Raw genomic sequence first — 25,959 nt, forward strand, 5'->3', positions numbered from 1 at the left:
TACCATTTGTAGTGAAATGGTCACCTGAAGCGGGGGTGCCTGGATCTGCCAGGCTGAGAGAGTCCCTTGGAACCTGATCCGGTTTGCACCGGCGTAGGGAGCTTTGAGCCGCAGCCACACCCCCATCATGGGCCGGTGCACCTGCGCGCCGTCGCTTCGTCTCCCTTGTTGTCCGAAGACGAACCGAATGAACCGCTGCCTGCGCCCCACCCTGCTCTCCCTCGCCCTCTGCGCTGCGCTGCCGCTGCCGCTGCACGCCAGCGAGGCCGAGGCGTCCCCTGATGCGGCTGCCACTGGCGCCGAACGCTCGCCGACCGAACTGGCGGCGGTGCGCGTGCAGGCCGGCAAACCAAAGGCCGATACCTCACGCGTGAACGCCTTCGGTGGCGGCAGCTGGAAGGACACACCGGCGTCGGTGAACGTGCTCGAGCGCGATTACCTCGACCGCCGCCAGGTACGTTCGCTGTCCGAGCTGGCCAGCAACGATGCCTCGCTGGGTGATGCGTATGCGCCGGTGGGTTACTACCAGAACATCGCCATCCGTGGCTTCGCCCTGGACGCGGCCACCGGCTACCGCTTCAACGGCCTGTCCATCGCCGGCGAACAGCGCCTGGCGCTGGAGAACGTGCAGTCGGTGGAGATCCTCAAGGGTGAAGCCGGCCTGGCGGCAGGCGTGATGGCGCCCGGCGGCATCATCAACTACATCGGCAAGCGCCCGGCCGAAGTGCGCACCGCCACGCTCGGTACCGATTCGGAAGGCTCGCGCTACGTCGCCGTCGATGTCGGCCACTGGATCACCCCGCGTTTCGGCCTGCGCCTGAATGCTGCATGGGACTCCAGCAATTCCTACGTCGAGCACGCCGATGGCCGTCGCAATTTCTACTCGCTGGCCGCCGACTGGCTGATCGGCGAGCGCGGCAAGCTGGAAGTGGATGCCAACTACCAGACCAGCTCGCAGCGTTCGGTGTCCGGCTATCAGCTGCTGGGCGCGCGCGACCTGCCGCGCGGCGTCGACCGCGAGCACCTGCTCGGCTACCAGCCGTGGCAGCGACCGGTGGATATTGCCAGCACCAACATCACCGCGCTGCACACCTACGACTTCAACGAGGCCTGGCAGTCGCGCGTTTCGGTCGGCCACAGCCGCTCGGTCATCGATGACAACGTCGCCTTCGCCTATGGCTGCTACTACGCCGTGCAGTGCGCCGATGGCAGCGTGCCGGGCAACTACTTCGCGCCCAATGGCGACTACGACGTCTACGACTACCGCAGCCCGGATGACACCCGCCGCAACCAGCAGGCCCGTGCCGAGCTGCGTGGCCGCTTCGAGACCGGCAGCGTCGGCCATGAGCTGACCCTCGGTGCCGACTATTTCCGCCGCACCGTGGACAAGCGCCCGAGCGTCAACGAATACGTTGGCACCACCAACATCCACGACGCGCAGGTGCCGGTGTTCGCGCCGTCGCCGAAGATGCCGGGCCCGTCCGCACGTCGCCTGGACAGCCGCCAGACCGCGTTCTTCGCGCTGGACCGGATCAGCTTCGGCGATGACTGGCAGTGGCTGGCCGGTGGCCGCTTCGTGCGCCTGGACGAGCGTGCCTACGACAAGCGTGGCACCCCGCAGCGGCACAGCCGCCTGTCGCGCTTCCTGCCGCAGACTGCGGTGGTGTGGAAGGCCACCGACCAGCTCAACGCCTATGCCAGCTACGTGCGCGGCATTTCGCTGGGCCAGGAAGCGCCGTTCTGGACCAGCAACGCCGACACCTTCCTGCCGTCGGTGCAGTCGCGGCAGCTGGAAGTGGGCGTGAAGTACGTGCCGGTCGAGGCGCTGACGCTGGGCGCGGCGGTGTTCCGCATTTCGCAGCCGTACCAGTACGCCAAACCGGACAACAGCGACGTCGGCTACACCTTCGTCGAGGAAGGCACGCAGACCCACACCGGCCTGGAGCTGACTGCCAACGGGCAGCTGACCGATGCGCTGCAGATCGTGGCCAGCGCCAGCGTGCTGCAGGCGCGCGCGCGCGACACCGGCACGCCGGTCTATGAAGGCCATCAGTTGGTGAATGTGCCGAAGGTGCGTGCCAGCGTGCACGTGGCCTACGCGCTGCCGTTCGTGCAGGGCCTGGATGTGACCGGCGGCTGGCGCTATGCCGGTGCCAACGTGGCACGCGCCGACGGTGGCGTACGCGCGCCGGACTACTCGGTGTTCGATGCTGGCCTGCGCTTCCAGCATCGCCTGCACGAGCGTGCGGTGACCTGGAACCTGTCGGTGGACAACGTGTTCAACCGCTTCTACTGGCGCGATACCGGCAGCAGCGGCGGTGACTACTACCTGTTCCCCGGCGCACCGCGACAGGCCCGCCTGTCGGTGACGTTCGCACTGTGAGCGGCGTGATGCTGGAGTGGACCGCCGCGCTGTGCAGCATCCTCGGCGTCTGGCTGATGGCCCGGCGCCGGCTGGCAGCGTGGCCGGTCGGCCTGCTGTCGGTGGCGCTGTACGGGTTGGTGTTCGCCGAAGCCAAGCTGTACTCGGACACGCTGTTGCAGGTGATCTTCGGCGGCTTCCTGGTCTATGGCTGGATCAACTGGCGGCAGCATGCCGCCGATGAGGGCAGCATCCGCATCGTGCCACTGGCGCGCGGCAAGCTCCTGCGCGATCTGGCCATCGGCGTGTGCGGTGGCGTGGCGCTGGGCGCGGCCATGCACAGCTTCACCGACGCGGCCCTGCCGTGGTTGGATGCGCTGCTGACCGGTCTGAGCCTGGTCGGGCAATGGTGGCAGGCACGCCGCCACGTGGCCTGCTGGTGGGTGTGGATCGCGGTGGACGTGGTCTATGTGGGTGCGTACCTGTTCAAGTCGCTGCACGTGACCGCCGCGCTGTACGTGTTCTTCCTCGGCCTGGCCGTGTTCGGCCTGCGCGCATGGAGCGCGGCCGCGCGTGAACCGCAGGTGGCAACCCGGTAGAGCCACGCCATGCGTGGCTGTTACGGGCAATCGGCGCGCCATCCACGCATGGCGTGGATCTACGGGGTCAGGGCCAAACCCAGCCGCAGTGGCTGGCGCATGTCGGCCGGTGGGGCCGCCTGCAACGGCGCGGCCTGCAGCGTCGCGCGCAGGTCGGCGTCGACCTGGGCATCACCCAGGCTGTCGAACTCCAGCTTCGAAATGCGACCATCCGCCGCAATCCACACGCTCACCGGTAGCGGCGTCGGTGCGTCCGGATGTGCCTGCAGCCATTCCAGCACGCGCTGTGCCTGCGGGTCCTGCTCCTGCTGCAGGCGCTGCTGCAGCTGACCACCCACGGCGGCGGCGTAGGCCATCCAGTGCGCAGGGGCTTCCTGCGCGGACACCGCGGCGCTCCCCAGTGCCAGCGCACCGAACAATGCTGCCAGCCGCTTCCACCCGCGGCGTGCGCCGCTCCTGTTTCCGGTCATGGTCATCGCCCGCCTCCTGCACTCCCATCCAGCACGACATGGTCGGCGCGGTAGATGACAGGCAGATGGCGGCACAGTAGAACCACGCCATGCGTGGCTGCTACGGGCAACGTGTGCACCATCCACGCATGGCGTGGATCTACTGGAACAGATCGGCCAGTAGCATGCGCAAGGACGAGAGGCGCGATCAGTCGCCCAGGTCGGCCAGCACCTTGCGCGAGGGCGCGAAGAAGGTCACGCCGGTGGTGGCGGTGGAGAAGTCGAGAATGCGGTCGTGCAGCGGCGCAGGATTACCGATGAACATGCGCTCGAGCATCGTCTCGATCACCCACAGGCGGCGCGTGTAGCCGATGAAGTAGGTGCCGTACTCGCCGCGGCCCGGGTTGGCGAACGGCATGTTGTCGCGCAGGATCTCGTGCTCGCCGTCGGCATCCTCGATGGTGCACAGCGTCTTGTGCGACTTCTGCGCATCGGCCGGCGCATCGTCCAGCTCGATGTTGTCGTGCTTGGTGCGGCCGATGATCGCTTCCTGCGCCTCGGTCTTCTGTGCGCGCCAGGCATCAAGATTGTGCAGGTACTTCTGCACCACCACGTAGCTGCCGCCGGCATGCTCCGGGTCTTCCTCGCCCACGATGGTGGCTTCCGGCAGCGACAGCCCTTCCGGGTTGGCGGTGCCGTCAACGAAATCCAGCAGGTCGCGGCCATCGAAATAGCGGAAGCCGGCCACGTCATCGACCGTCTCCACCGCATCGCCAAAGGCCATCAGCAGGTTGCGCTCGAACGCCACGATCAGGTCCATGGTGCGTGCGCGGATGTGATACAGCAGGTCACCGGGTGTGGACACCGCCGTGTGGATCGCACCCTTGATCTCGCGGAACGGCTGCAGCTCGCGCGGCGGCGTGGTGCCCACCAGCGGCTGCCACACGCGGTGGCCGATGGCCACGTTGCAGGTGAAGGTGCGCTCGATCTCGCGGATGGCGGTGTTCTTGATCAGGTCATCGGTGCTGGCCAGTACCTCGCGCGCCTTTGCGATCGACGCCTCATCGTCCTTCACCTTCAGCACCAGGAACGCCGCCGAATGGGTCAGTGGCGCGGTGATCTGCTGCGGCTCGTTGTCGAGCGTGTGGTTGAGGGCGGTGATCGGTGCGGGCTGGGAGTTCACGGCGGTTCCTGCTGGCTTGAGGCGGGCGCATCGCGTGTGGCGATGTGCGGGCGATCATAGCGGAACCGCCTGACCGGGGACGGAGCGGTTCTCGTTCCGTCCACCGGCCAAGGTACGAAGACCTCAATCCACATCACTCCAAACCGCCAGCTCATAGCCATCCAGATCGCGGAAGTGGAAGCGGCGGCCACCGGGGAAGGCGAACACCGCCTGTACGACTTCGCCACCGGCAGCGATTACACGCTGCTGTGCATCGGCCAGGTCCGCGCAGTAGAGGATCACCAGCGGCCCCCCGTCGGCACGCACCGGCGCGTCGGCCACGAAGCCACCTTTCAGACGGCCGTCGTCGAACTCGGTGTAGGCCGTGCCGTAGTCGGTGAAATGCCAGCCGAACACCTCGCCGTAGAAGCGCTTGCTACGGGCAATGTCGGCAACGTTGAATTCGATGTTGTCGATGCGGCGTTCGGCATCGTGAGTAGCGGCATGGCTCATGGCGTGGCTCCTGGGTGGGAGCCCAGCTTCAGTCAGCGCGGCACCGCGGTCTTGAACGAAACGGCCATCATTGGCCCCATTCCAGGCGCAGTTCGCGTGCGGTCATGCTGGCAAGCTCACGCGCCTCGCGGCTGAGATGGGCCTGGTCGGCATAGCCCGCCTCGGCGGCCAGCATCGCCAACGAGTGCTGCGGCAGCGCGCGGCTGTGGCGAAGAAAACGTTGCAGGCGCAGGATCCGCTCCAGCGTCTTGGCGCCGTAGCCGAACTGCGACTGGCTGAAACGCCGCAGGCTGCGCGGGCTCAGGCTCAAGTGCGCCGCCAGCGTATCCAGCGTGGCGTCACCCGCGGTGAGCGCCCGGAACAGGACATGGGCGCGCTGCGCCGGCGTATCGAGCGCGGCCGCACCCATATGCTGCTGCAGGCAGCGCGCCATCCGCTGCAGGCGCAGCGCAGGTGCGGTGTCGCCGATGGAGGCCGCAGCCTTCTTCGCCCACGCGCCCTTGAGATCAGCCAGTGGCACGGCCTGGCCGATGATCCCGGCCAAGGGCAGGCCCAGCGCAGCCAATGCCTGGCCGGGACGGAAGCGTGCGCCCAGCACCTGCGCACCGGGTGCCAGCGCCGGGTGCGCGGCCACGCGGTCCGGGCCAACCACGAACAACGCACCGTCGCGCCAGAGGATATCCACGCAGCCATCGGGCAATACGGTGATGTGCCCATCGGCATCGGCAGGAAGCTGGCTCTGCCAAAGCTGGCCAAAGTGGCCGCGCAGCGGCGCAGGCGCCAGATGCTCCTGGTAGGCCGTGCCAGTACCTGCGGGGGAGGAAGGGTCGCCCATGCCGCATTGTGGCGCCACAGGGCCCATAAAAGTGAAGCCCGGCGCGAGGCCGGGCTTCGGTTGGCGTGTGGGAGAGAGAGAGTCACACGCCAGCACAACACGCACTAACGACAGGCGTTTGTTACCAGGTGAAGCGCGGGCCCACGAACCACTCGCGGTCGCCGGCCTTGGCCAGCTTCACTTCGCCGCTCAGGCCCCAGTTCTGGTTGAACTTGGCGGTGGCGCCGACACGGCCGTAGAACTCGCCGTCCGGGTTGTAACCGTGCTTCTTGCTGAAATCTTCGTAGCCGGCCATCACGTAGCCTTCCACCTACGGGTTGAATGCGGTGCGCACGCCCACTTCGGTGGAGTAGCCGTTGAAGTCCAGGCCGCGCTTCTCGTCGTACTTCTGATACGCAACACGGGCCACCAGGTCGGTGTTCGGTGCGATGCCGTAGTTGTAGCCGACACCCAGGCGCCACTGGTCGACGTCATTCTTGAACTTGTCGGTTTCCTGGGCGCTGTAGTCGCCAAAGACGTGGAAGTTCGGGTGCACCGCAACGGAACCCTTCACCTTCCAGCCATCGGCGTCGCCGCCCTTGGCATCGGTGTTCACGTAGCCGCCTTCAACGTAGTTGTACGACAGGCCATCGGTTGCCGATGCAGCGAACGGCAGAGCAGCCAGAAGACCCAGGGCAAGCAGCGAATTCTTGTTCATCGGGACACACCTTTAATTATTTTGGTTTCGCCGACCGCCTCCCGGGAGGGGGAGAGAGAGGAGGCGGTCGACAGGTGTGAATTATCCGTTAGGGGGTCTAATCAACCCTGAATATTGAACTGACTGGTGTATAAATAAGGTTCGCGTTCAGGGAACTCCGCATGGCATTGCTGTCGGCTTCTTACGTGCACCACGCTCGATGCCTGATGCGGGCACTGATCCTCATCGCCTCGCCGGTCGCACTGCTGCAGGCACAGGCGGCTGAGCGCATCGTTCCTGCCGGGCACATCGTCGTGCAGACAGACGATGTCACGCGCTTCTTCAAGGTGCTGGACGCCAACCACGGGCGCCCAAGCGCCGATGATCTGCAGCACGGCTATCTGGATGCGGGTACGGATGCCTTGCGCAGCTTCACCGACAGCCGTATCGGCTCGATGGAGCGGCTGGCCAGGGCCATCCAGGACAAGCCGGCATTGTTTGCGAAAGCGAGAACCTGCGCGACCGCATTGCCATCGATCCGCACGCGCGTCGCCGCTGCCGTCGATCAGCTGGGCGCCCTGTTGCCGTCTGCGCGCTTTCCCCCGGTCACCGTGCTGGTGGGCCGCGGCAACAGTGGCGGCGTGACTACCGAAGCAGGTGTGGTCATCGGACTGGAAGCGCTGTGCAACGCCGACTGGATGCAGGCCGATGTAAGTGACCGCTTCGTGCATCTGATCGCGCATGAGTATGTGCACGTGCAACAGCCCGGTGCACGCGTGGACGTCGAGCAGCCCACCCTGCTCTATCAGACGCTGCTGGAAGGCGGCGCCGAATACGTGGCCGAACGGATCTCCGGTCACCCGGCCAACGCGCATCTGCAGCGTTGGACGCAGGGTCGCGAGTGTGCGCTGGAGCGCGCGTTCCTGCAGGACAGCATGGGTACCGATCTTTCGAGGTGGCTGTACAACGGCCCCGGCGACGACGCGCGCCGCGGAGATCTCGGCTACTGGATCGGCTACCGCATCGCCCATGCCTATGTTGCGCGCGCGCCCGACACGCACAACGCCATCGCCGAACTGCTGGATGTCCAGCCTGGAAACGCTGCGGCGCTGCTGGAAGCAAGTGGATGGCAACCTGCGTGCGGAGCAGACGAGAGCACGCAGACGCGCATGCCGTGATGCCGGCTTCATGCAGGTGAATGGGTGATGTTTAACAGGCACAAGGCGATACGCCGATGCAGATCAGCTCGCTTGATCCCGCTTGTTAAGGTTTGTTGATTTACAGGCCTTCACAGCGCATCTACGTACTCAAATTCCAGCTGAAAGCACTTGGTAGCGCCGGGAACAAACGCCGCTATATTCCAGCTTCCCCAGACGAAGGAGGGAGTGGAATGAAACTGACCTCGCAACACATGAAGATGGCCCGTGCACTCAGCGTGGCGCTCATCGCCACCGTGAGCCTTGGCGCTTGCGCCTCTTACAAGAACGAATTTGCAACGATCAACTCGCGTCTCGACCAGCTCGATGTAAAGGTGCAGGGCGCCGCCCAGAGTGCCGAGTCCGCCAACCAGTCGGCGCAACAGGCCAACCAGCGTCTGGACCAGATCGAAGGCCGCGTGCAGCAGCTTGAAAGGGCACCTGCCGGCCGCAAGCCGCGCGGGTAATCGCTCCCTCACCGTTTGAATTGATCCACCTCTGTATCGGGAACCAGTGGCCTTCGCCGGCCACTGGCATCCTTCCACCAAGATTGCATTGCAAGGAGTCGTCCCATTCGTACCTCCTCCTCCCCTGCACGCCGCGCCCTCCATGCCGCATTGGCCATGGCACTGGTCGTTGCGTGCAGCGGCGTAGCCCACGCCAGGGACAAGGACGCACCTGCACCCCCGGTGGCCGCAGTCGATGAACTTCCCGCTGACCAGAGCGTCTCCGAGACGGTGATCGAGCTGGCCGGCTGGGTGGTCGCCAGCAGGGACAACCAGGGTTATCCGTTCGCGATCATGGACAAGGCGGCCGCGCAGGTACTGGTCTTCGGTGGAGACGGCAAGCTGCGTGGCGCGGCACCGGCGCTGTTCGGTTCGGCCGTCGGCGATCACTCGGCCCCGGGCGTTGCCAAGCTCGCGCTGAGTGCGATTCCAGGCCATGACCGCACCACCCCGGCGGGCCGTTTCATTGGTGGCTACGGCCCCTCCGACGATGCCGGTCGCGTGCTGTGGGTGGACTACGATTCCGCCGTCTCGATGCACCCGCTTCCGCCAGGCACCCCGAAAGAGAAGCGCGCCGAACGGCTGGCATCACCTTCGCCGGACGACAACCGCGTTACGCACGGCTGCATCAACGTCACGCCCGCGTTCTACGAGCAGATCGTGCAGTCCACGTTCGAAAAGGGTGGTGTGTTCTACATCCTGCCGGACAAGGATTCGATCGCGAAGACGTTCCCGGAGTTCGCGCAGAGCCGTGGGGATGCAAAGGACGAAGACGAGAAAGGCGCGCGGCGCGCGAGCAAGTAGCGGACGCTTTGCCTGCGGCCGTGGCTGGCTGTGGTCGGGGTGCGACCAGGCCTGTTGACGATGCGAGCCTGCGCTGCAGGCAGAGGTTCCCGGGCACGCTTCTGGCAGGCCCTACCTGGACCCCACTCATCGCGGACGTCCCGCCGTCGTCGTGGCGCTGCCCATATGGACCGGATAAGGCATCGCGCTCCCACGACGTCAAAGAATCCTTGAATTCATGAGGATTTTTTGCAGGCTGGACGCCTTTGCAAATAAATCCTTTTTCTAATGAGGATTTTCTTGCATCCAGCTCTTTTGCGAAGAAATCCTCAAGAACGAAAGGATTTTAAACAATCTCGGGTTCTGCGCGAAAAATCCTCACTGCAGTGAGGATTATATGGTATAGACGATGGGTCGAATCCAGAGCGTCAGGCTCTGCTGGGGGAGTTCCCATTGAAGATCAGGCTTGAGAAGGCTGAGGCCTTGGGGCCACTGGTGAGAGCCGCCCGCAAGCATCAGGGACTACGCCAGGATGCAACCGCCGAAGGCATCGGGGTCAGCGAGAATTTCCTGGCCAAGGTCGAACGCGGCGGTACCACGGTGCAATGGGGCAAGTTGTTCACCGTGCTTGATGAGCTGGGGCTGCATGTCGAAATCGACGTGCCGGACGAAGCGATGGCCCTGCTGGCCAAACGTGTCAACGGGAAGGTGCCATGAGCGCCCCCCCTATCGACCTCAAGGACGTCATTACAACGACCGTCCTGTCTGGACTGCACTATCCGCTTCCACCACGCGAACTGCAGGTCAGCATCGACGAAGCGCCGGTGGGCCGCCTGACCGAAGCAGCAAACCTGTGGCGCTTCACCTATGCGCCGGAGTGGCTCGGCAGCGCACATCGGTTTCCACTGGCGCCTGCGTTGCCACTGCAAGACACCGCCATCCTCGATGGCTCCAGCCAACGGCCCGTGCAGTGGTACTTCGACAATCTGCTGCCGGAAGAGCAGCAACGCACGCTGATGGCAACCGATGCCAGGGTGGATGGCGCGGACGCGTTCGCGTTGCTGGCCGCCTATGGCGCGGAATCGGCAGGCTCGTTGACGCTGCTGCCTCCAGGCGAGCGCCTGCCACCGGGCGGCAGAAAACCACTGCCCGATGCGGAACTCTCCACGCGTATCCAAGGCCTGCCACGCACGTCGCTTGCGGCGGGTGCCGCCAAGCGCATGTCACTGGCAGGTGCCCAGCACAAGCTGGCAATCATCGAGACAGGGGGAGAACTCTATCAACCTCTGGGCGCCGAGCCCTCGACCCACATTCTCAAGCCTGACAGCACCAGCAGCAGTTACCCGCACAGCGTGGCCAACGAATGGTTCGTGATGCGCCTTGCGCAGCGCATGGGGCTGCAGGTGCCGAAGATCGAGCGCCGCTACGTACCGGAGCCGGTCTTCATCATCGAGCGCTTTGATCGCGAAATCACCGCCGACGCCATCCACCGACGGCACGCGATCGACGCCTGCCAGCTGCTCAACCTCGACCGGCAGTTCAAGTACACACTCGGCAGCATCGACACCCTGAAGGTCATCGTCGAGCAATGCAGAAGCAAGCTCAAGACGCGCGTCCGCCTGTTCGACTGGTTGATCTTCAATGTACTCACCGGCAACAACGATGCGCACCTGAAGAACCTGAGCTTCCTGGTCGGCAGCAGGGGCATCGAACTGGCCCCCCACTACGACCTGCTGTCCACCGCATGTTACGAGACCCGCGCGTATGCCGACGAGGGCGCACGTTGGCCAGAACGCTCGGAACTGTCGTGGCCCATTCTCGGCGTCGCGCGCTTCCACGACCTTCATTTCGAGCATCTGGTTTCTGCCGGTGAAGCGCTGGGCCTGGGAAGGCCGGCTGCCACCCGGCAGCTGCGCCATCAGATCGACCGGATCACGAGCGAAGCCCAGGCGCTTTACGCGCTGGTGCTACAGGAAAACCAGCAATGGTCGACCCGTTTCGACATCGGCCCAACCCTGGAAGGTGAGGTGCATTTCCTGAGAACACTGGTCCACGTGATCATCGCTGACATGGTGAGGCAGCTTTCACCTGCATGATGCGGCCGCCGGAACATCATCCGGCGTCACCACCGATTACTCGCAGGACTCGCCTTCTTCCTTCAGCATCGCTTTGTCCACAGGCTGCTCGCGCTCGATCAGCGCGCGCTGCTCGTCGCTGGGCTCGCCCAGCCACCACACACGGCAGCGCGCGGTAAGACGGCCGACCATCTTCGACTGGTCGGGCGAATACAGCATCGCCAACGCGGTGCCGGGGCAGTCGTGGGCCTGGCAGGCGGTGTAGAACCACCACGGCTCGCCCTGCAGCACCAGCAGCTCGCCGGGCCCGCTGGGTCCGCTCAACAGGCGTTCGCGCAGCGACGGAATCTCTTTGTCGGCGGATTCGGCCGCCGCCGTGTTCTTCATCAGGGCGTTGAACGCGGCCAGCACCTTCGGATCCTTGCGGCCGCAGTCGTCCACGGTGTTGCCACCCACCAGGGTGAAGAAATGGGTCGCCAACGGGTTGTCCGCGCAGGTGAGTTCGCCGCCGGCGCTCGGGTCTTCAGGTTCGCCTTCGTTGTCCCACACCGCGGGATCCACGCCGTCTTCGATGGACGGTTCCTTTTCGACCACCGTCGCCGTGGCGGCCGGTGCTTCGGTGGTCGGTGCCGGCGCGGCCGGTGCTGCATCCGGCGCCGGTGCCTGCCCGCAGGCCACCAGCAGTGCGACCATCATCGCCATCCCTGTGATTCGAATCTTCATTCCGTGTCCTTGTCTGATCTGCGCTGCATGCGCCACGCGGGCAGCCGCGTGATTCTAACCAGCGGCGCGCTAGGATGCGTCTGTCGTCTTCCCATCATCGCCAGAGCCTGGACGCATGCGCCGCACACGACTCGCCATGATCTTCTGCAGTGCCCTGCTGCTGGCATCGCCGGCAATTGCCCTCGATGCAGAAGGCGCGAAGCCTGCACAGCCTCTCCCGGATGCAGCCCTGCCCGCACCGCTGGACCGTGTACTGCGCGACTACGAGCAGGCGTGGCGCACGGGTGATGCCAAGGCGCTGGCTGCGCTGTTCGCCGAGGATGGCTTTGTGCTGCAGAGCAACCAGCCGCCGGTGCGCGGCCGTAGCGCAATCGAGGCCACATATGGCGGCCAGGGCAGCAGTCCGTTGCGGCTGCGTGCCCTGGCGTATTCGATGGAGGGCAACACGGGCTACATCATTGGTGCCTACAGCTACGGCAACAACGTGGGCGATACCGGCAAGTTCACGCTCACGTTGAAGCGCGTGGGTGATGGGCCGTGGCTGATCTTTTCGGACATGGACAACACCAGCGCGCCGCCACGGGCGCGGTGATGGATGCCGCGCGTTCCGTCGTAGATCCACGCCATGCGTGGATGGGCCGCGCACAAAAAAACCCCGGCACGTAGCCGGGGTTTTTCGATTCACTTGAACAGCGTATCCGGATACTCCGGTTTCTGTTCCCGCGCCAGCAATGCGCGCAGGCCTTCTTCCGGCGTCTGCTCGCCGTGCAGCACGGCACGCACGCGGTCGGAGATCGGCAGGTCGATGCCATGACGGCGTGCCTGTCGCATCACTTCGTCGGCGGTCTGCACCGACTCGACCACCTGGCCGATTTCGCGCACGGCATCCTGCAGCGTCTGGCCACGGCCCAGGGCCAGGCCCAGGCGGCGGTTGCGCGACAGATCGCCGGTGCAGGTCAGCACCAGATCGCCGAGGCCGGCCAGGCCCATCAGCGTTTCCGGCTTGGCGCCAATCGCAGCGGCCAGGCGCAGCATCTCGTTCAGACCACGGGTGATCAGGCCGGCACGGGCGTTGAGGCCCAGCTGCATGCCATCGGCCACACCGGTGGCCACGGCCAGCACGTTCTTCATCGCGCCGCCCAGCTCGGCACCGACCATGTCGTCGCCGGTATAGGCGCGGAACGCCGGGCCATGCATCGCCTCGGCCACCGTCTGCGCGAACTCGGGCACGTCGCCATGCACGGTGATCGCCGTCGGCAGGCCCTGGGTCACTTCCTTGGCGAACGACGGCCCGGTGACGACGGCCAGCGGCACGTCCTCACCCAGCACTTCGCGCGCCACTTCATGCAGGAAGCGGCCCGAACCGGGTTCGAAGCCCTTGGTGGCCCAGGCCACGCCAGCACCGGCAGGACGCAGCGGCGCCAGCGCACGCACGGTTTCACCGAAGGCATGCGACGGTGTCACCACCAGGATCCAGGCCGCGCCCTCCACCGCCGACGCCAGGTCGGTGGTGGCACGCAGGCTGTCCGGCAGCGGGATGCCCGGCAGGTAACGCGGATTCTCGTGGCGCTGGTCGATGGCTTCGACCACGGCAGCATCGCGCCCCCACAGCACGGTCGGATGACCGTGCCGCGCGAGCAGGCTGGCCAGCGCGGTTCCCCAGGAACCGGCGCCAAGCACGGCGATCTTGTCAGCGGTAGTGCTCATCCGTGACGTCGCGGCAGGAATCAGGCGTTGCCAGCCGGCTCGGAGTCAGCCAGCGACGGTGCGTCGCCCTGCTCCTGGCGCTGGCGCAGGGTTTCTGCGTACAGGCCTTCGAAGTTGATCGGCTGCAGGAAGAACGGCGGGAAGCCGCCGGCCTGGATCAGGTCGCTGATCAGCTGGCGCACGTACGGGAACAGGATGTTCGGGCACTGGGTGCCGAGCAGCACGTCGATCGACTGCGGGTCCAGGCCGACCAGGCCGAACACACCGGCCTGCTTCACTTCGGCCACGTAGGCGGTGCGCTCACCGGCCTGGCAGGTCAGGGTCACGGCCAGGACGACTTCGAAGGCGTTCTCACCCAGGCGCTGCACCTGCTGGTTCAGGTTCAGCTGCAGCTCCGGCTGCACCTGGTCATTGAAGATGGTCGGAGCGTTCGGCGACTCGAAGGAGACGTCCTTGACGTAGATCTTCTCGACGGTGAAAGCAGGGCCGGTAGCGGCATCGACCGGCGCAGCGGCGCCGTTGGTGATCTCTTCGGACATTTCCAGTAACTCCAATGAATGCAATGAAAACGATGGTCGAATTACTGCGATGGGGGCGGGATCAGGCCCATACAAGGCCGGATCCGCCACCTGCGGCAATCAGTTGCGGCCCTTGACCAGCGGCAGCTCGGCCTGCTGCCAGGCGGGAATGCCGCCGTCGAGCACGTAAACCTTCTCGAAGCCGGCCTTCTTCAGCGCCTTGGCGGCGGTTTCCGAGGCGTTGCCGCTGCGGCACACCAGCACCACCGGCGACTGCTTGGCGTTGGCCACCAGCTTGTTGTCCGGGCCGAAGGCACTGGCCTGGGCATTGCGGCTGCCGGCAATGTGGCCCTTCTCGAAGTCACCGCTGGCCGACAAGTCGACCACCACCGTGCCACCCGCGTTCATCAGCTGGGTCAGTTCGGCGGGCTTGATGCCCTTGAAGCCCCGGAACAGGCGGCGGATCTCGGTGACGATGATGGCCACGGTCAGGCCGACCAGGGCCGCGGACAGCATCGGGTTTCGGCCTGCAAAGGCCAGCAACTCTTCGTAATTCACTCAGGTCACGGGTCGATTAAGCGGGCGCCGATTGTCGCACAAGCCGGACGCGGCCCGTCACTGCCCCTTCCACAGGTCCGGCAGGCCGGCGGTCTGCCACCAGCGCTTGGCCTCGGCATCCCAGCGCCAGCGCTCGACCACGACCACGGTGCGCTCGGCCTGGGTGTTCTGGTTGATCACCCCGATTTCGACCCGGCGCTCGACCAGGCCGCCGTCCAGCGCGGCGCTGCTGCGCTCGCGGTAGGACGACACGCGCAGCTGCGCATAGCGGTTGAGCTCGAACTCGGTGGGCGGCTTTTCCTTGCGCAGCTTGGGATCCAGATAGCCGATGGCATCGTCCATGCTGCCCCAGCGGATGGTGGCGCCGTAGGCGATCTGGGTTTCTTCCAGCAGCTTGCGCTGCTTGCGGCTCAGGTCGTCGGCCGAAGCCACGGCGCTGACCAGCAGCAGGGAACACATCAGGAACTGGATGAGGCGGCGCATCGGTGGTTTCCCCAGAACGTCAGCCTGCCATCCTACCCTTTGGCGAAGGCAACGAAGCGACCGCTGAACTCGGCAGCGGGCTTGCCATCGGCACCGGGCTGGGTGGCGATGATGCTGATGCGGGCCTTGCGGCGCTGGCGGAAGGTGTTCAGGAAGGCATCCCAGCCAGTGGCCTCGGCCGCTTCGGCATGGGCGTGCAGGTCTTCGTAGACCGGCGCCAGGTAGCGCAGGTTGCTGTCGGCCACGTAGACCTCGGCATCGTGGCCGGCCAGGCGCAGGCGCAGGCTGACCAGCGCCCAGCCGGACAGGGTCAGCACCGAGGCCAGGCTGCCACCGAAGGCGTTGCCCTTGTCGTTGACGTTTGCAGCCAGCGGCGCGGTGATGCGCAGCACGCCATCGGCATAGCCGTCGAGCTGGATCTGCATGGCGCGCACCGCCGGCATGCAGTCCAGCACGTCCTGCAGGGCGGCCAGCGAGGAAGTCAGAGCATCAACGGACATCGGAGCAGAGACCACGACAACGAAGGGCCCGCATAATGCAGGCAATGGCCGACCATACGATACCCACTGGCGCCGCCGGTTCCGAGCCGGGCTGGACCTTCATTTCGCTGCGACCGCAGGGCCAGAATTCCGCGCTGCGCCGCGCCGCTGCTGGGCTGGGCGGGCATGTGGTGGCCCTGCCACCCTGGCGCCTGCAGCGCCTGAACGGCACGCCAGTGATGCGTCAGCTGCAACGCGCGCTGAACTGCGATCGGGTGGTGTTTACCAGCCCGGCCGCTGTTACTGCGGCCGCTACCCTGCTGCCACTGGCCGAGGCGCAGCGCAGCCCGTGGCTGACCGTGGGCGAAGGCACCGCGCGCGCGCTGCGGGCGAAGGGTGTCGCCGAGGTGCATGCACCGCAGCGGATGGACAGCGAGGGGCTGCTCGCGATGCCGGTGCTGGCCAACGTACAGGGCCTGCGCATCGGCCTGGTGACCGCCCCCGGCGGACGCGGCCTGATTGCCGCGCAACTGCAGGCCGCCGGCGCCACGATCGAACGTGCCGATGTCTATCAGCGCCGCCTGCTGCGCCTGCCGCCCCGCACGCTGGCTCGATTGGCGCATTCAGCGCAGCCGTGGGTGCTGGCGGTCAGCAGTGGCGAGGCGCTGCAGCATTTCTGGCAGCAGCTTCCGCCGGCATTGCAGCAACGCCTTCAGGCTCATGCCACCGTCGTCGTGGCCAGCGAACGGCTGGGCGATCAGGTGCACGCACTGGGGCTGCAGCGCGCGGTACGCGCGGCCGGGCCCACCACGGCACAACTGGTGGCCGCTGCACACGCCACGCTCACCGTCCCGGCAGCGACCTGAACAGGGACGTGGGTCACGCTTGCCGCTGTGGTCGGCAACAGTGATGCTGTGCACAACGCGGCCTGCCGGACCCTGACCGGCGACGTTGCCGACAAGGAAGCCCCATGAACGAGACTCCGCCCGTTTCCCCGCCCCGTCGACCCGTGCGCTGGCTGCTGCCGCTGGCCGGGGTGGTCGTGCTCGGCGTGGGCGGCTATGCCGGCTGGTACGTCTGGCAGCAGCAACAGCACGAACAGGAAGCGCAGGCACAGACCACGGCCGTGCAGCTGCAGGGCCTGCAGGCAACGCTGGACGCATTGCGCCGCGACCAGCGCGCGACCAGCCAGCGCCTGCAGGATGCGGCGACCACCAACCGCGTGCTGCGCGACGAGATGCTGGGCCTTTCGCAGCGGAGTGCGCTGCTGGAAGAGAACCTGGCCAAGCTGGCCGACAGCGCCAATCAGGGCCGCCAGGCGGTACAGCGCGATGAGGCCGAACTGCTGCTGACCCAGGCGGCGCAACGCCTGAACTACGCCGACGACGTGGAAGGCGCGCGCCGCCTGTATGCACAGGCCGCCACCGCGCTTGCCGATCTGCCCGACAGCGATGGCCTGAACCTGCGCCAGGCACTGGTGCAGGAACGCGATGCGCTGGATGCGCTGGGCACCGGCCCGCGCACGCAATCGCTGCAGCGCCTGGATAACCTGGCCAAAGCCCTGCAGGGCCTGCCCTCGCAGGTGGCAGGCGGCAGCGCACCCGGCGCCGGCAAGCCCTGGTGGCAGGCCACGCTGGCACCGTTCGTGGACATCAGCCCCAGCCGCCAGAACGGTCCGCTGACCGCCGCCGAACGCCGCAATGCCGACGATGCACTGCAACTGGAACTGACCCTGGCGCGTGCCGCGATCGAACGTGGCGACCGCACCGGTCGCGATACCGCGTTGGCGCGCGTGGAACACTGGGCACAGCGTCGTTGGCCGGATTCACCGGCCCTGCGCGCGCAACGTGCTGAACTGAAGGCCTTGCGCGAGCTTCCGCTGCAGGCCAGCAACACCGTGCTTGGCAGCACCCTGCAGCAACTGCGCACCCAGACCGACCGGAGGTAATCCCGCATGAAACCCCTGCAATCCCTGGTCGTGCTGTTGCTGGCCGTGGCCATCGGCGTGGTTGCCGCGCAATGGCTCGGCGCCGATGACCTCAACCGCTTCGGCGAAGTAACGCTGCGCTACGGCGGCTACGACTACCACAGCAATCTGCCCAAGGTGGCGCTGCTGTCGGTGATCGCGGTGCTGGTGCTGTGGCTGCTGTGGAGCCTGATTGCCGCACCGTTCCGTGCCTGGGGCCGCTACCGCCGCAAGCAGGGCCGGGTGCGCCTGATCGATGGCCTGCAGGCCTATGAGCACGGCCAGTGGCAGCGTGCCGAGAAGCTGCTGGACGGCGCCGCCAAGGATCCGGAAGTGAGCGCGGTGGCGCTGGCCAACGCCGTGCGCAGTGCGCAGGCGCGTGCCGATGGCCCCGCCGGCGAGGCGCTGCTGCAGCGTCTGGGCGAGAGCGATGCCACCCTGCAGGCGCTGTTGCGCGCCGAACAGCTGCTGGCGCGCGACCTGCCGGTGGATGCGATCAACGCGTTGGATGTGGCGACGATCCAGCCGCTGCCGCCACGCGGCCTGTGGCTGCGTACCGAAGCGCTGGCACAGGCCGGTCGCGCCCACGAGGCGTATGGCCAGCTGGGTGCACTGCGCCAGAGCAAGGTGCTGCCGGCCGACGCGAACAGCGAGCTGGAAGCACGCCTGGCCGCACAGGCGCTGCTGGAAGCGGCCGACGTCAATGCGCTGGCCGCACAGTGGGAAGCCACGCCGAAGGCCCTGCGACCGACCCCGGACGTGGTCGGCGCCTATGCCAGCCGCGCGGTGGCACTGAGCTGGGACGAGCCTGCATTGCTGGCGCTGGAACAGGCGCTGGACCATCGCTGGGACGACGAACTGGTGGCGCTGTACGGCCGCCTGCCGGCCGAGCGCCTGGCCACCCGCCAGGCCAACCTGGCGCGCTGGCGCAATGTTCATGATGGCTCGGCCGCACTGCATCTGGCGCAGGGCCGCGTGGCCCTGGCCCAGCAGCAGTGGGATGCCGCCGATGCGTTCCTGCATGAGGCCATCGCCGCCGGCGCTGGTGCTCCTGCGTGGGAAGCGCTGGGTGAGCTGTTCGCACAGCGTGGCGAGCACGCGCTGGCCGCGCAGTGCCTGGCCAATGCGCTGCGACTGCAGCGTGGCGAGGACAGCGTGGAACTGGTGCGCGGCAGCGAGACGCCGCTGCGTGCCACGGTGGAAGAGCAGCCGATCGCGGTGCAGCCGCCGGTGTATGACGCCAACGAAGAGCGCGACGAATTCGGCAACCCGCGGTTGCCGTGAAGCGTGCCGACCAACGGTCGGCACCCACCGGACAAAAAAACGCCGCCCGATGGGCGGCGTTTTTTTTGTTCGATGAATGCGATCAGCGTTCGACGATCGCCACCACGCCCATGCCACCGGCGGTGCAGATCGACACCAGCGCGCGGCCACCACCGCGTTCGGCCAGCTGCTTGGCTGCGGTAGCGATCACGCGGGCGCCGGTGGCGGCGAACGGGTGGCCGGTGGCCAGCGACGAGCCCAGCAGGTTGATCTTGTCCGGGTCGATGCGGCCCAGCGGCGCGTCCAGGCCCAGGCGGTTGCGGCAGTAATCCTCGCTCTCCCACGCGCGCAGGGTGCACAGCACCTGTGCGGCGAAGGCCTCGTGGATCTCGTAGATGTCGAAGTCCTGCAGGGTCAGGCCGTTACGCTTGAGCATCTCCGGCACGGCTACGGTCGGTGCCATCAGCAGGCCTTCGCCATGTACGAAGTCCACCGCAGAGACGTGCGCATCGCGCAGGTACGCCTGCGGCTCATGGCCGTGGGCGCGCGCCCACTCTTCGCTGGCCAGCAGCACCGCGGCGGCACCGTCGGTCAGCGGCGTGGAGTTGGCAGCCGTGAGCGTGCCACGGCCGGAGACCTTGTCGAATGCCGGCTTCAGCGTCGCCAGCTTCTCCAGCGAGGTATCCGGGCGCAGGATGTTGTCACGCTCGATGCCACGGAACGGTGCGATCAGGTCGTTGAAGAAGCCACGCTCATAGGCGGCAGCCAGCTTCTTGTGCGACGACACCGCCCACTCGTCCTGCGAGTCGCGCGAGATGTTCCATTCCTTGGCCATGTCCTCGCAGTGGTCGCCCATGCTCTTGCCGGTGCGCGGCTCGGCCACGCCCGGGAACTCGGGCTTGAGCTCGGAGAATTTGAAGCCGGCGGTGAGCGCGCGGATCTTGTCGCCAGTGCTCTTGGCACGGTTGGCGGCCAGCAGGCGCGCGCGCAGCTTCTTGCCGTAGACGATCGGCACGTCGGAGGTGGTGTCCGAACCGCCGCCGATGCCCGATTCAATCTGGCCCAGCGCGATCTTGTTGGCGACGGTGATGATGCTGTCCAGCGAAGTGCCACAGGCGCGCTGCAGGGTGATGCCCGGGGTCAACGGCGACAGGCCGGAGGACAGCGTGGCTTCGCGGCCCAGGTTCCAGTCGCTGGAGTGCTTGATCACCGCACCCATCGCCACTTCACCGAGTTGCTGGCCGTGCAGGCCGAAACGTTCGACCAGCGCGCCCAGCGTACGGACCGACATGCCGAGGTTGCCGACATCCGAATACGCGGTGTTCTGGCGGCAGAACGGAATGCGGACGCCACCGAGGATGGCGACGGGACGAGCGTTGGGCATGGAGATACCTGGCATGGATGAGGGTGTCTGCAACATGGCCTGCACGGCGGAGCAGGCATAATGGAGCCAAGTGTAGCTGCCGCCCTGTGATGGGCCAACCGTGGAACCATGAGCAAACCCGACCCTGCGATGAATGCCCTTGGCGTGCTGGCCCTGGAACTGGCCGGCGGCGAAATCCCCCGCCAGGCGGTGCTCAGCGCCGAACAGGCCGGTGAACTGGCCGAACGCGTCGGCCGTGACCTGTCCAAGCTGGTGCCGCAGGTGGCCGAGCTGGACCTGGTGTTCGCCGCCGCCCATTTCGACCCGGCCGAAGTACTGCGCCCGGGCTGGCCGATCCACCGCCGCCTGGAAGAACTGCAGATGCGTGCGCCGGGCCGCAACCAGGGCCCGCGCCTGCTGGCGTTCGGCACCGACGCCAACGGTGATGTACCGCTGCCGTTCCAGGCCGATGCCAGCCTGGTGGGCGGTGGCCTGCGCGTGGTGCCGTTCCTGCTGACCGGCAGCGACGTGGCGACGACCAATGCGGTGGCCGAGGCGCTGGAAGACACGCTGCTGGCCAACGGCATGGCCCATGCCGACACCGCGTTGATGGCGCAGAACACCTTCGGTGCGCGCATCGAGCACGCGCGGTACTTCACCGTGAACGATCTGGCCGCGATGATGTCGATGCAGTACGACAACCAGGGCCTGGCTGCGCTGTGGCCGCTGATCGAGACCGCGATCATGGCCCCGGGCGAAGACGAATGGCTCAATGCCGCGCCCGAGCCGCTGCTGCGCTATACCCATGGCGAAGCACGCATGGCGCTGTTCGACCCGGCTGGCTGGTGCGCGCACTACGATCACGGCAAGAACGACTGCGACCGCCTGAAGGGCATCTACGAGCAGTTCCTGATGCGCCAGCGGCAGATGGCCGCAGTGCTGGAAGCGCATGGCGTGCCGGTGCTGTTCGTGCACTGCGAGGCCGGCCAGGACGCGCGCGAGCTGCTGGCGCGCTGATCATTGGGTGATCCGTTGGTAGTGCCGGCCGCTGGCCGGCAACCTCCGGATTTGTGATTGCCGGCCAGCGGCCGGCACTACCGATCAAGAAAAACGCCGGCTTCTGCCGGCGTTTTTCGTTTCCAGCAAAAGCGCTCTTACTGCGCCTTCTGGATCACCGCACACGCCAGGCGCGCGCCGGCGTTGCCGGTCGGCTGGGTCTTGTAGTCATCCGCATCGGCGTGGACGATCAGGCCACGGCCGATGATGTCGAAATCATCACCCTTGCCGATGTTGACGTTGCTCGACACCGGGCCGTCGATGGTGGCCACGCCCTTGTCGTCGGCCTTGATGTTGGGCATGTCGCCGCCGTGGTGCGGATCGGCGGACACGCTGCCGTGATCCTGCTTGCCCGGGTTGAAGTGGCCACCGGCGCTCATGCCGTCCGGAGCACTGCAGTCGCCCTTCTCGTGGATGTGGAAGCCGTGTTCGCTACCCGGCTTCAGGCCACTGATCTGGCCGGTCACGTGGACCTTGCCGTCAACCACCTTGAAGGTGACGCTGCCCTTGGTCTCGTTGCCCTGGGTCGGTGCCAGCTCGGCCGTGGCCGTGGCATCGGCAACCGGTGCAGCCGCAGGGGCCGGCGTTGCAACCGGTTCGGTGGTGGCGCCGTCGGCCGGAGCGGCCGGCGGGGTTTCAGCCTGCGGCGCGGCCGGCTGCTGGTTGCAGGCCGCCAGGCCCAGTGCAGCAATGGCCGCGAACAGCGAAGTGTGGATCAAACGCATGGAATCTCTCCCTGGATGATGCCTGCAGTGATCAGCGGACGACCCGGATCACGCCACAGGCGATGCGGACGCCGGCATTGCCGGCGGGCTGGCTGCGATAGTCGTCGGCGTTGGCATGCACGACCAGTGCACGTCCGGCGATATCGGTGGCGGCGCCTCCGCCAAGGGTAACGCCCTTGAGGTGGATATCGACGTTGGCGCGGCCCTGGGCGTCGGCACGCAGATTGTCCATGTCGCCCAGGTGATGCTTGCCGGTGCCGGCGCGACCATGCGCAGCGCCACCGGGATTGAAGTGATTGCCGGCACTGCTGGCATCCACCGCGCTGCAGTCGCCGCGCTCGTGGATGTGGAAGCCGGCCTGCTGCATCGGCTGCAGGCCACCGATCAGGCCAGTGATGTGGATGCCACCGGGCTCCACCATCAGCGCGATGCGGCCACTGACGATGCTGGCCGAAGCCGGCGACAGATTGGCCTCGCCCTGTTTCGCGGCGCTGACCACGGTTGGCGGTGGCGGGGTGGGCTCGGCCTTCTTCGGCGCACTGCCACAGGCAGACAGCAGCACGGCGGCGGACAACGGCAGGATGGCAAAGGACAGACGCATCGAAGACTCCTTGCAGGTGACACTACGGACGGCATCGTCCATGAACGATCAACGGTTCGGCAAGCGGGCGCGAGGATCGCGTGCAGGGACCGTTCAATGGCCCCCGCGGCGGCGCCCGGCGCCCAGCTTGCGGGTAAGGGTATTGCGGCCGAGGCCCAGGCGGGCCGCGGCTTCGGCACGGCGGCCATGGGTGATCTGCAGCGCGGCCTCCAGCAGGGCATGGTCGACCCGCTCGCGCACCTGCGCGTGCAGCCCTTCCACGCCTTCGGCCAGCTGACGGCGTGCCCATTCGGCCAGCAGCGCTTCCCACTGCCCCGGATCGGCGCCGGTGGTGCTGCTGCGACGGCCGCGCGTACGGTTGAGCGCGGTATCGACGTCGGCCACGCCGATGGTGTCGGCGGCGGCCAACGCCGCCATCCGCCAGCACACGTTTTCCAGTTCGCGCACGTTGCCCGGCCAGTCGTGTTCGCGCAGCGCCTGCAGGGCGGCAGCGGTCAGGCGCTTCGGCGGCGTATCCAGCTTGCGCGCGGCGGCGGCCAGGAACGTACTGGCCAGCTGTGCAATGTCCTCGCGGCGCTCGCGCAGCGGCGGCAGCTGCAGGCGCACCACGTCCAGGCGGTGCAGCAGGTCGGCGCGGAACTTCCCCTGCGCAACCAGACCTTCCAGATCCTGGTGGGTGGCCGCCACCACGCGCACGTCGACGCGGATCAGTTCGCGGCCACCGACGCGGAAGAACTCGCCCTGTGCCAGCACGCGCAGCAACCGCGTCTGCAACGGCAGCGGCATGTCGCCGATCTCATCCAGGAACAGCGTGCCGCCATCGGCCTGCTCGAAGCGGCCGATATGGCGGCGCTGCGCACCGGTGAAGGCGCCGGCCTCGTGGCCGAACAACTCACTTTCCAGCAGCTCGGACGGGATTGCAGCGGTATTGAGCGCGACGAACGGCCCCTGCGCGCGCGGCGATTCGCGATGCAGCGCATTGGCTACCAGCTCCTTGCCGGTGCCGGTCTCGCCGGTGATCAGCACCGCCAGCGGCGCCTGTGCCAAGCGACCGATGGCACGGAACAGCGCGCGCATCGGCGGGGTATCGCCCACCAGTTGCGGCGGTTGGTCGCTATGCGCTTCCACCGCAGGTGTGGGTGCCGCCAGCGCCGGTGCAACGGCCGGCAACACCCGCTGCGCCAGCGCCACCGCATCGTCCAGGTCGAACGGTTTGGACAGGAACTCATGCGCGCCGCCGCGGAACGCACCGGCCGTGCTGGCCACATCGGTATAGGCCGACATCACCACCACCGGCAGCTGCGGCAGCGCGGCCTTGAGCTTGTCCAGCAGCACCAGGCCATCGTCGCCGGGCATGCGCACATCGGTGAACAGCAGCGCTGGTGGCGGGCCTTCGCTCAACGCCTGCAGGGCGGGTGCGGCGCTGTCGAAATCGACGACCTGGTAGCCCGCCTCGCGTAGCGCGGTACACAGCACGAAGCGCACGGCACGATCGTCATCGACCACCCAGATGCGCTGCGGGGACGAAGAAGACTCAAACATCGCGCGGGGCCTCCTCGGCCGGGGCGGCGCCGCTGACGATCGGCAGCAGCAGGGTGAACACGGTATGGCCGGGGCGCGAGCGATAGGTCAGCGTGCCGCGATGCTCACGCGCCACCTGCTGGGCCAGCGCCAGGCCCAGGCCAGTGCCTTCGGCGCGGCCACTGACCAGCGGCAGGAACAGGTGCTCGGCCAGCTCCTCAGGCACGCCACGGCCGTCGTCGGCGATCTCCAGGCGCAGCGCCAGCGTGTGCAGCTGCTCGGCGATGCGCACGCCATGCTCCACGCGGGTGCGCAGGGTGATGCTGCCGGCGCCAGCCTGGATCGCGTTGCGCACCAGGTTCCACACCGCCTGGGTGAGGCGGTCGGCGTCGCCGTGGAATTCGGGAATGCTGGGGTCGTAGTCGCGCTGCAGGCGCACCGCCCAGCCGGCCTCGTTCTCGGCCAGGCGCAGCACACGTTCCAGCGCAGCATGGATGTTCAGTTCGGCATGCGGCGCGGCCGGGGCCGGCGACAGCAGCTGGTCGAGCAGGCCGTTGAGTCGCTCGATCTCCGAGCCGATCAGTTCGATCAGCTCACGTTCGCTGGCATCGCGCTGGGCGGCACGCCGGGCCAGCAGCTGGGCCGCGCCCTTCAGCCCGGCCAGCGGGTTGCGCAGCTCGTGGGCCAGCCCCTTCAGCGCTGCACTGAGCGCACTGGGCAGGGCCTGGGTCGGGTCCAGCCCGGGAAATTCATCGACCGGATGCGCCTCCAGCAGCCAGCCACCATCGTCGCGGCGGCTCATCCAGCCCTCGGCGAAGCGCGGTGCCTCGCCGGGCACCGCCAGCGCCAGCCGGTTCAGGCGCAGGCTGTCGCGCTCATCGCGGGCCAGGAAGTGGGCCAGGGCTTCGCCCTGCACTTCCAGTGCGGCCAGCGGCCGGCCCAGCAGGCGCCGGACGCTGACGCCCAGCCAGCGGGCGAAGGCCGGATTGCAGCCGGCAATGCAGCCATCGGCCCCGGCCCAGGCCAGCGGCGTGCCCAAGGCATCGAGGGACGGCGGGGGTGCGGGGTCGGACATTGCACCAATGTAGTGCAAAACGCGGGTCCAGCATCAGATCGCATCGAATGCGTCGCCAGTCGTCGTGCCCGGGAATTACGGTCCACGCTTGCCGAGCGGATAATAACGCCTTACGATACTATCGCCACACGTTATCAATATGCCGATCCAATCATTTGCCTGCAAACGTACGCAGGCACTGTTTGATGGTCATCGCGTGCAGAGATGGCGCCACATTGAAGCTGCCGCGCTGCGAAAGCTGGCCATGCTCAATGTGGCAGCTGATCTGCGGGATCTGCGCCTGCCGCCAGCGAACAGACTGGAATCGCTGCATGGGGACCGGCGCGGCCAGTACAGCATCCGCATCAATGACCGGTTCCGGCTGTGCTTTGCCTGGTCTCGGGAAGGTCCTGCCGAGGTCGAAATTGTCGATTACCACTGAAGGAGTCGTGCGAGTGCGAACCGCCCCCTACCCCGCTCCCGGCGAGATCCTGTTGCATGAATTCCTGGAGCCTCTGGGCATCACCCAATACCGGCTGGCCAAGGCAATTGGCGTCTCACAACGCCGTATCGGCGAGATTGTCTCCGGTGATCGCGCAGTCACTGCGGACACCGGGCTGCGCCTGTCCCGCTACTTCGGCGTTTCCGACAAGTTCTGGATCGGCCTGCAGGCCGACTTCGATGCCGCGATGACCAAGGAAAAGCTGGCCGACGTGCTTGCCCGGATCGAACCCTACAACGCGGCTGCCTGAGCCTTGGCCCGGGGTCAGAGCCCTTTCACTGCGG

29 protein-coding genes, 1 pseudogene and 1 riboswitch are annotated in these 25,959 nt (G+C 66.8%); of the genes and pseudogenes, 14 read left to right on the forward strand and 16 right to left on the reverse strand.

Going from position 1 to position 25,959, the window contains the following annotated elements; all coding sequences use genetic code 11:
• Nucleotides 1–21: 21 nt before the first annotated feature.
• Nucleotides 22–117: riboswitch (TPP riboswitch) on the forward strand.
• Nucleotides 118–187: 70 nt separating this feature from the next.
• Both AC13GF_RS10990 and pnuC read left to right on the forward strand, forming a co-directional pair.
• Nucleotides 188–2,383 carry a TonB-dependent siderophore receptor gene (locus tag AC13GF_RS10990; RefSeq protein ID WP_483004626.1) on the forward strand — a complete coding sequence of 732 codons (2,196 nt, stop codon included), beginning with the start codon at nt 188–190 and terminating at the stop codon, nt 2,381–2,383.
• An 8-nt stretch (nt 2,384–2,391) separates the two neighbouring features.
• A complete protein-coding gene (gene pnuC / locus AC13GF_RS10995; RefSeq protein ID WP_483004627.1) occupies nt 2,392–2,961 on the forward strand; it encodes a nicotinamide riboside transporter PnuC in 570 nt (189 codons plus the stop codon).
• Nucleotides 2,962–3,020: 59 nt separating this feature from the next.
• Here pnuC and AC13GF_RS11000 read toward each other — a convergent pair whose 3' ends face one another.
• The 5 genes and pseudogenes from AC13GF_RS11000 to AC13GF_RS11020 all read right to left on the reverse strand — a co-directional run bounded on the left by AC13GF_RS11000 (nt 3,021) and on the right by AC13GF_RS11020 (nt 6,617).
• Nucleotides 3,021–3,437 (reverse strand): hypothetical protein, encoded by a 417-nt coding sequence (locus tag AC13GF_RS11000; protein WP_351158865.1) that lies wholly within the window; start codon nt 3,435–3,437, stop codon nt 3,021–3,023.
• A gap of 181 nt (nt 3,438–3,618) precedes the next feature.
• Entirely contained in the window at nt 3,619–4,593 is a 975-nt protein-coding gene (locus AC13GF_RS11005) for a Dyp-type peroxidase (RefSeq protein ID WP_483004628.1), read from the reverse strand.
• Between the two features lie 123 nt (nt 4,594–4,716).
• Complete coding sequence (locus tag AC13GF_RS11010; RefSeq protein ID WP_483004629.1) at nt 4,717–5,085, reverse strand: VOC family protein; 369 nt, start codon at nt 5,083–5,085, stop codon at nt 4,717–4,719.
• Nucleotides 5,086–5,152: 67 nt separating this feature from the next.
• On the reverse strand, nt 5,153–5,920 hold the full coding sequence (locus tag AC13GF_RS11015) for a helix-turn-helix transcriptional regulator (RefSeq protein ID WP_483004630.1): 768 nt from the start codon (nt 5,918–5,920) through the stop codon (nt 5,153–5,155).
• Nucleotides 5,921–6,041: 121 nt separating this feature from the next.
• A pseudogene (locus AC13GF_RS11020) lies at nt 6,042–6,617 on the reverse strand (OmpO family porin).
• A gap of 161 nt (nt 6,618–6,778) precedes the next feature.
• Between AC13GF_RS11020 and AC13GF_RS11025 the strand changes: the two are divergent.
• The 5 genes from AC13GF_RS11025 (at nt 6,779) to AC13GF_RS11045 (ending at nt 11,177) form a co-directional block, all read left to right on the forward strand.
• Nucleotides 6,779–7,774 carry a DUF2268 domain-containing putative Zn-dependent protease gene (locus AC13GF_RS11025; protein WP_483004631.1) on the forward strand — a complete coding sequence of 332 codons (996 nt, stop codon included), beginning with the start codon at nt 6,779–6,781 and terminating at the stop codon, nt 7,772–7,774.
• Nucleotides 7,775–7,986: 212 nt separating this feature from the next.
• The gene (locus tag AC13GF_RS11030; RefSeq protein WP_012509703.1) at nt 7,987–8,259 is read left to right on the forward strand and encodes a hypothetical protein; all 273 of its coding nucleotides are present in this window, start codon (nt 7,987–7,989) and stop codon (nt 8,257–8,259) included.
• 156 nt (nt 8,260–8,415) lie between these two features.
• The gene (locus AC13GF_RS11035) at nt 8,416–9,102 is read left to right on the forward strand and encodes a hypothetical protein (RefSeq protein ID WP_483004632.1); all 687 of its coding nucleotides are present in this window, start codon (nt 8,416–8,418) and stop codon (nt 9,100–9,102) included.
• A 462-nt stretch (nt 9,103–9,564) separates the two neighbouring features.
• On the forward strand, nt 9,565–9,798 hold the full coding sequence (locus tag AC13GF_RS11040) for a helix-turn-helix domain-containing protein (RefSeq protein ID WP_483004744.1): 234 nt from the start codon (nt 9,565–9,567) through the stop codon (nt 9,796–9,798).
• Complete coding sequence (locus AC13GF_RS11045; protein ID WP_483004633.1) at nt 9,795–11,177, forward strand: HipA domain-containing protein; 1,383 nt, start codon at nt 9,795–9,797, stop codon at nt 11,175–11,177. The genes AC13GF_RS11040 and AC13GF_RS11045 overlap by 4 nt, the downstream gene beginning before the upstream one ends.
• 36 nt (nt 11,178–11,213) lie before the next feature.
• Here the strand turns inward: AC13GF_RS11045 and AC13GF_RS11050 are convergent, their stop codons facing one another.
• Nucleotides 11,214–11,879 carry an Ivy family c-type lysozyme inhibitor gene (locus tag AC13GF_RS11050; protein ID WP_483004634.1) on the reverse strand — a complete coding sequence of 222 codons (666 nt, stop codon included), beginning with the start codon at nt 11,877–11,879 and terminating at the stop codon, nt 11,214–11,216.
• Nucleotides 11,880–12,015: 136 nt separating this feature from the next.
• Here AC13GF_RS11050 and AC13GF_RS11055 point away from each other — a divergent pair, with 136 nt between their 5' ends.
• Complete coding sequence (locus tag AC13GF_RS11055; protein WP_483004745.1) at nt 12,016–12,471, forward strand: YybH family protein; 456 nt, start codon at nt 12,016–12,018, stop codon at nt 12,469–12,471.
• Nucleotides 12,472–12,560: 89 nt separating this feature from the next.
• Here the strand turns inward: AC13GF_RS11055 and AC13GF_RS11060 are convergent, their stop codons facing one another.
• From AC13GF_RS11060 to AC13GF_RS11080, 5 genes are all read right to left on the reverse strand, one after another.
• Entirely contained in the window at nt 12,561–13,586 is a 1,026-nt protein-coding gene (locus AC13GF_RS11060; protein WP_005407597.1) for an NAD(P)H-dependent glycerol-3-phosphate dehydrogenase, read from the reverse strand.
• 20 nt (nt 13,587–13,606) lie between these two features.
• Nucleotides 13,607–14,125: a protein-export chaperone SecB gene (gene secB / locus AC13GF_RS11065; protein WP_005407596.1), complete on the reverse strand. Its 519-nt coding sequence runs from the start codon at nt 14,123–14,125 to the stop codon at nt 13,607–13,609.
• A 99-nt stretch (nt 14,126–14,224) separates the two neighbouring features.
• Nucleotides 14,225–14,662, reverse strand: a complete 438-nt coding sequence (locus tag AC13GF_RS11070) for a rhodanese-like domain-containing protein (protein ID WP_004153552.1) — start codon at nt 14,660–14,662, stop codon at nt 14,225–14,227.
• A 57-nt stretch (nt 14,663–14,719) separates the two neighbouring features.
• Entirely contained in the window at nt 14,720–15,145 is a 426-nt protein-coding gene (locus tag AC13GF_RS11075) for a hypothetical protein (protein ID WP_483004635.1), read from the reverse strand.
• Between the two features lie 32 nt (nt 15,146–15,177).
• Nucleotides 15,178–15,645, reverse strand: coding sequence for a YiiD C-terminal domain-containing protein (locus AC13GF_RS11080; RefSeq protein ID WP_005407593.1), 468 nt, complete (start codon nt 15,643–15,645; stop codon nt 15,178–15,180).
• Nucleotides 15,646–15,680: 35 nt separating this feature from the next.
• Here AC13GF_RS11080 and AC13GF_RS11085 point away from each other — a divergent pair, with 35 nt between their 5' ends.
• The 3 genes from AC13GF_RS11085 (at nt 15,681) to AC13GF_RS11095 (ending at nt 18,874) form a co-directional block, all read left to right on the forward strand.
• Nucleotides 15,681–16,490 carry a uroporphyrinogen-III synthase gene (locus AC13GF_RS11085; RefSeq protein ID WP_483004636.1) on the forward strand — a complete coding sequence of 270 codons (810 nt, stop codon included), beginning with the start codon at nt 15,681–15,683 and terminating at the stop codon, nt 16,488–16,490.
• A gap of 104 nt (nt 16,491–16,594) precedes the next feature.
• A complete protein-coding gene (locus AC13GF_RS11090; RefSeq protein WP_126928620.1) occupies nt 16,595–17,572 on the forward strand; it encodes a uroporphyrinogen-III C-methyltransferase in 978 nt (325 codons plus the stop codon).
• A gap of 6 nt (nt 17,573–17,578) precedes the next feature.
• Entirely contained in the window at nt 17,579–18,874 is a 1,296-nt protein-coding gene (locus tag AC13GF_RS11095; RefSeq protein WP_483004637.1) for a heme biosynthesis HemY N-terminal domain-containing protein, read from the forward strand.
• Nucleotides 18,875–18,956: 82 nt separating this feature from the next.
• Here the strand turns inward: AC13GF_RS11095 and AC13GF_RS11100 are convergent, their stop codons facing one another.
• Nucleotides 18,957–20,252 carry an acetyl-CoA C-acetyltransferase gene (locus tag AC13GF_RS11100; protein WP_483004638.1) on the reverse strand — a complete coding sequence of 432 codons (1,296 nt, stop codon included), beginning with the start codon at nt 20,250–20,252 and terminating at the stop codon, nt 18,957–18,959.
• Nucleotides 20,253–20,345: 93 nt separating this feature from the next.
• Between AC13GF_RS11100 and AC13GF_RS11105 the strand changes: the two genes are divergently transcribed.
• Entirely contained in the window at nt 20,346–21,233 is an 888-nt protein-coding gene (locus AC13GF_RS11105; protein WP_483004639.1) for a hypothetical protein, read from the forward strand.
• A 137-nt stretch (nt 21,234–21,370) separates the two neighbouring features.
• On the opposite strand, the gene AC13GF_RS11110 is transcribed toward AC13GF_RS11105, so the two are convergent.
• The 4 genes from AC13GF_RS11110 to AC13GF_RS11125 all read right to left on the reverse strand — a co-directional run bounded on the left by AC13GF_RS11110 (nt 21,371) and on the right by AC13GF_RS11125 (nt 25,194).
• Complete coding sequence (locus tag AC13GF_RS11110; RefSeq protein ID WP_483004640.1) at nt 21,371–21,997, reverse strand: superoxide dismutase family protein; 627 nt, start codon at nt 21,995–21,997, stop codon at nt 21,371–21,373.
• Between the two features lie 31 nt (nt 21,998–22,028).
• Nucleotides 22,029–22,598, reverse strand: a complete 570-nt coding sequence (locus AC13GF_RS11115; RefSeq protein WP_014645498.1) for a superoxide dismutase family protein — start codon at nt 22,596–22,598, stop codon at nt 22,029–22,031.
• A 93-nt stretch (nt 22,599–22,691) separates the two neighbouring features.
• The gene (gene ntrC / locus AC13GF_RS11120; RefSeq protein WP_483004641.1) at nt 22,692–24,140 is read right to left on the reverse strand and encodes a nitrogen regulation protein NR(I); all 1,449 of its coding nucleotides are present in this window, start codon (nt 24,138–24,140) and stop codon (nt 22,692–22,694) included.
• Nucleotides 24,133–25,194 (reverse strand): two-component system sensor histidine kinase NtrB, encoded by a 1,062-nt coding sequence (locus tag AC13GF_RS11125; RefSeq protein ID WP_049435405.1) that lies wholly within the window; start codon nt 25,192–25,194, stop codon nt 24,133–24,135. Before AC13GF_RS11125 ends, ntrC begins: the two co-directional genes overlap by 8 nt.
• 139 nt (nt 25,195–25,333) lie before the next feature.
• Here AC13GF_RS11125 and AC13GF_RS11130 point away from each other — a divergent pair, with 139 nt between their 5' ends.
• Complete coding sequence (locus AC13GF_RS11130; protein ID WP_483004642.1) at nt 25,334–25,615, forward strand: type II toxin-antitoxin system RelE/ParE family toxin; 282 nt, start codon at nt 25,334–25,336, stop codon at nt 25,613–25,615.
• Nucleotides 25,616–25,628: 13 nt separating this feature from the next.
• On the forward strand, nt 25,629–25,925 hold the full coding sequence (locus tag AC13GF_RS11135) for a HigA family addiction module antitoxin (protein ID WP_088023180.1): 297 nt from the start codon (nt 25,629–25,631) through the stop codon (nt 25,923–25,925).
• Nucleotides 25,926–25,959: the final 34 nt, after the last annotated feature.

The sequence above is a fragment of the Stenotrophomonas sp. 22LJNL06-5-1 genome (genome assembly GCF_056861455.1).

Excerpts from the sequence above, each read along its gene's own strand:
- AC13GF_RS10990 (WP_483004626.1), top strand. The coding sequence starts at position 188 with ATGAACCGCTGCCTGCGCCCCACCCTGCTCTCCCTCGCCCTCTGCGCT.
- pnuC (WP_483004627.1), top strand. The coding sequence starts at position 2,392 with ATGCTGGAGTGGACCGCCGCGCTGTGCAGCATCCTCGGCGTCTGGCTG.
- AC13GF_RS11000 (WP_351158865.1), bottom strand. The coding sequence starts at position 3,437 with ATGACCATGACCGGAAACAGGAGCGGCGCACGCCGCGGGTGGAAGCGG.
- AC13GF_RS11010 (WP_483004629.1), bottom strand. The coding sequence starts at position 5,085 with ATGAGCCATGCCGCTACTCACGATGCCGAACGCCGCATCGACAACATC.
- AC13GF_RS11015 (WP_483004630.1), bottom strand. The coding sequence starts at position 5,920 with ATGGGCGACCCTTCCTCCCCCGCAGGTACTGGCACGGCCTACCAGGAG.
- AC13GF_RS11025 (WP_483004631.1), top strand. The coding sequence starts at position 6,779 with ATGGCATTGCTGTCGGCTTCTTACGTGCACCACGCTCGATGCCTGATG.
- AC13GF_RS11030 (WP_012509703.1), top strand. The coding sequence starts at position 7,987 with ATGAAACTGACCTCGCAACACATGAAGATGGCCCGTGCACTCAGCGTG.
- AC13GF_RS11035 (WP_483004632.1), top strand. The coding sequence starts at position 8,416 with ATGGCACTGGTCGTTGCGTGCAGCGGCGTAGCCCACGCCAGGGACAAG.
- AC13GF_RS11045 (WP_483004633.1), top strand. The coding sequence starts at position 9,795 with ATGAGCGCCCCCCCTATCGACCTCAAGGACGTCATTACAACGACCGTC.
- AC13GF_RS11050 (WP_483004634.1), bottom strand. The coding sequence starts at position 11,879 with ATGAAGATTCGAATCACAGGGATGGCGATGATGGTCGCACTGCTGGTG.
- AC13GF_RS11055 (WP_483004745.1), top strand. The coding sequence starts at position 12,016 with ATGATCTTCTGCAGTGCCCTGCTGCTGGCATCGCCGGCAATTGCCCTC.
- AC13GF_RS11060 (WP_005407597.1), bottom strand. The coding sequence starts at position 13,586 with ATGAGCACTACCGCTGACAAGATCGCCGTGCTTGGCGCCGGTTCCTGG.
- secB (WP_005407596.1), bottom strand. The coding sequence starts at position 14,125 with ATGTCCGAAGAGATCACCAACGGCGCCGCTGCGCCGGTCGATGCCGCT.
- AC13GF_RS11075 (WP_483004635.1), bottom strand. The coding sequence starts at position 15,145 with ATGCGCCGCCTCATCCAGTTCCTGATGTGTTCCCTGCTGCTGGTCAGC.
- AC13GF_RS11080 (WP_005407593.1), bottom strand. The coding sequence starts at position 15,645 with ATGTCCGTTGATGCTCTGACTTCCTCGCTGGCCGCCCTGCAGGACGTG.
- AC13GF_RS11085 (WP_483004636.1), top strand. The coding sequence starts at position 15,681 with ATGCAGGCAATGGCCGACCATACGATACCCACTGGCGCCGCCGGTTCC.
- AC13GF_RS11090 (WP_126928620.1), top strand. The coding sequence starts at position 16,595 with ATGAACGAGACTCCGCCCGTTTCCCCGCCCCGTCGACCCGTGCGCTGG.
- AC13GF_RS11095 (WP_483004637.1), top strand. The coding sequence starts at position 17,579 with ATGAAACCCCTGCAATCCCTGGTCGTGCTGTTGCTGGCCGTGGCCATC.
- AC13GF_RS11100 (WP_483004638.1), bottom strand. The coding sequence starts at position 20,252 with ATGCCAGGTATCTCCATGCCCAACGCTCGTCCCGTCGCCATCCTCGGT.
- AC13GF_RS11105 (WP_483004639.1), top strand. The coding sequence starts at position 20,346 with ATGAGCAAACCCGACCCTGCGATGAATGCCCTTGGCGTGCTGGCCCTG.
- AC13GF_RS11110 (WP_483004640.1), bottom strand. The coding sequence starts at position 21,997 with ATGCGTTTGATCCACACTTCGCTGTTCGCGGCCATTGCTGCACTGGGC.
- AC13GF_RS11115 (WP_014645498.1), bottom strand. The coding sequence starts at position 22,598 with ATGCGTCTGTCCTTTGCCATCCTGCCGTTGTCCGCCGCCGTGCTGCTG.
- ntrC (WP_483004641.1), bottom strand. The coding sequence starts at position 24,140 with ATGTTTGAGTCTTCTTCGTCCCCGCAGCGCATCTGGGTGGTCGATGAC.
- AC13GF_RS11125 (WP_049435405.1), bottom strand. The coding sequence starts at position 25,194 with ATGTCCGACCCCGCACCCCCGCCGTCCCTCGATGCCTTGGGCACGCCG.
- AC13GF_RS11130 (WP_483004642.1), top strand. The coding sequence starts at position 25,334 with ATGCCGATCCAATCATTTGCCTGCAAACGTACGCAGGCACTGTTTGAT.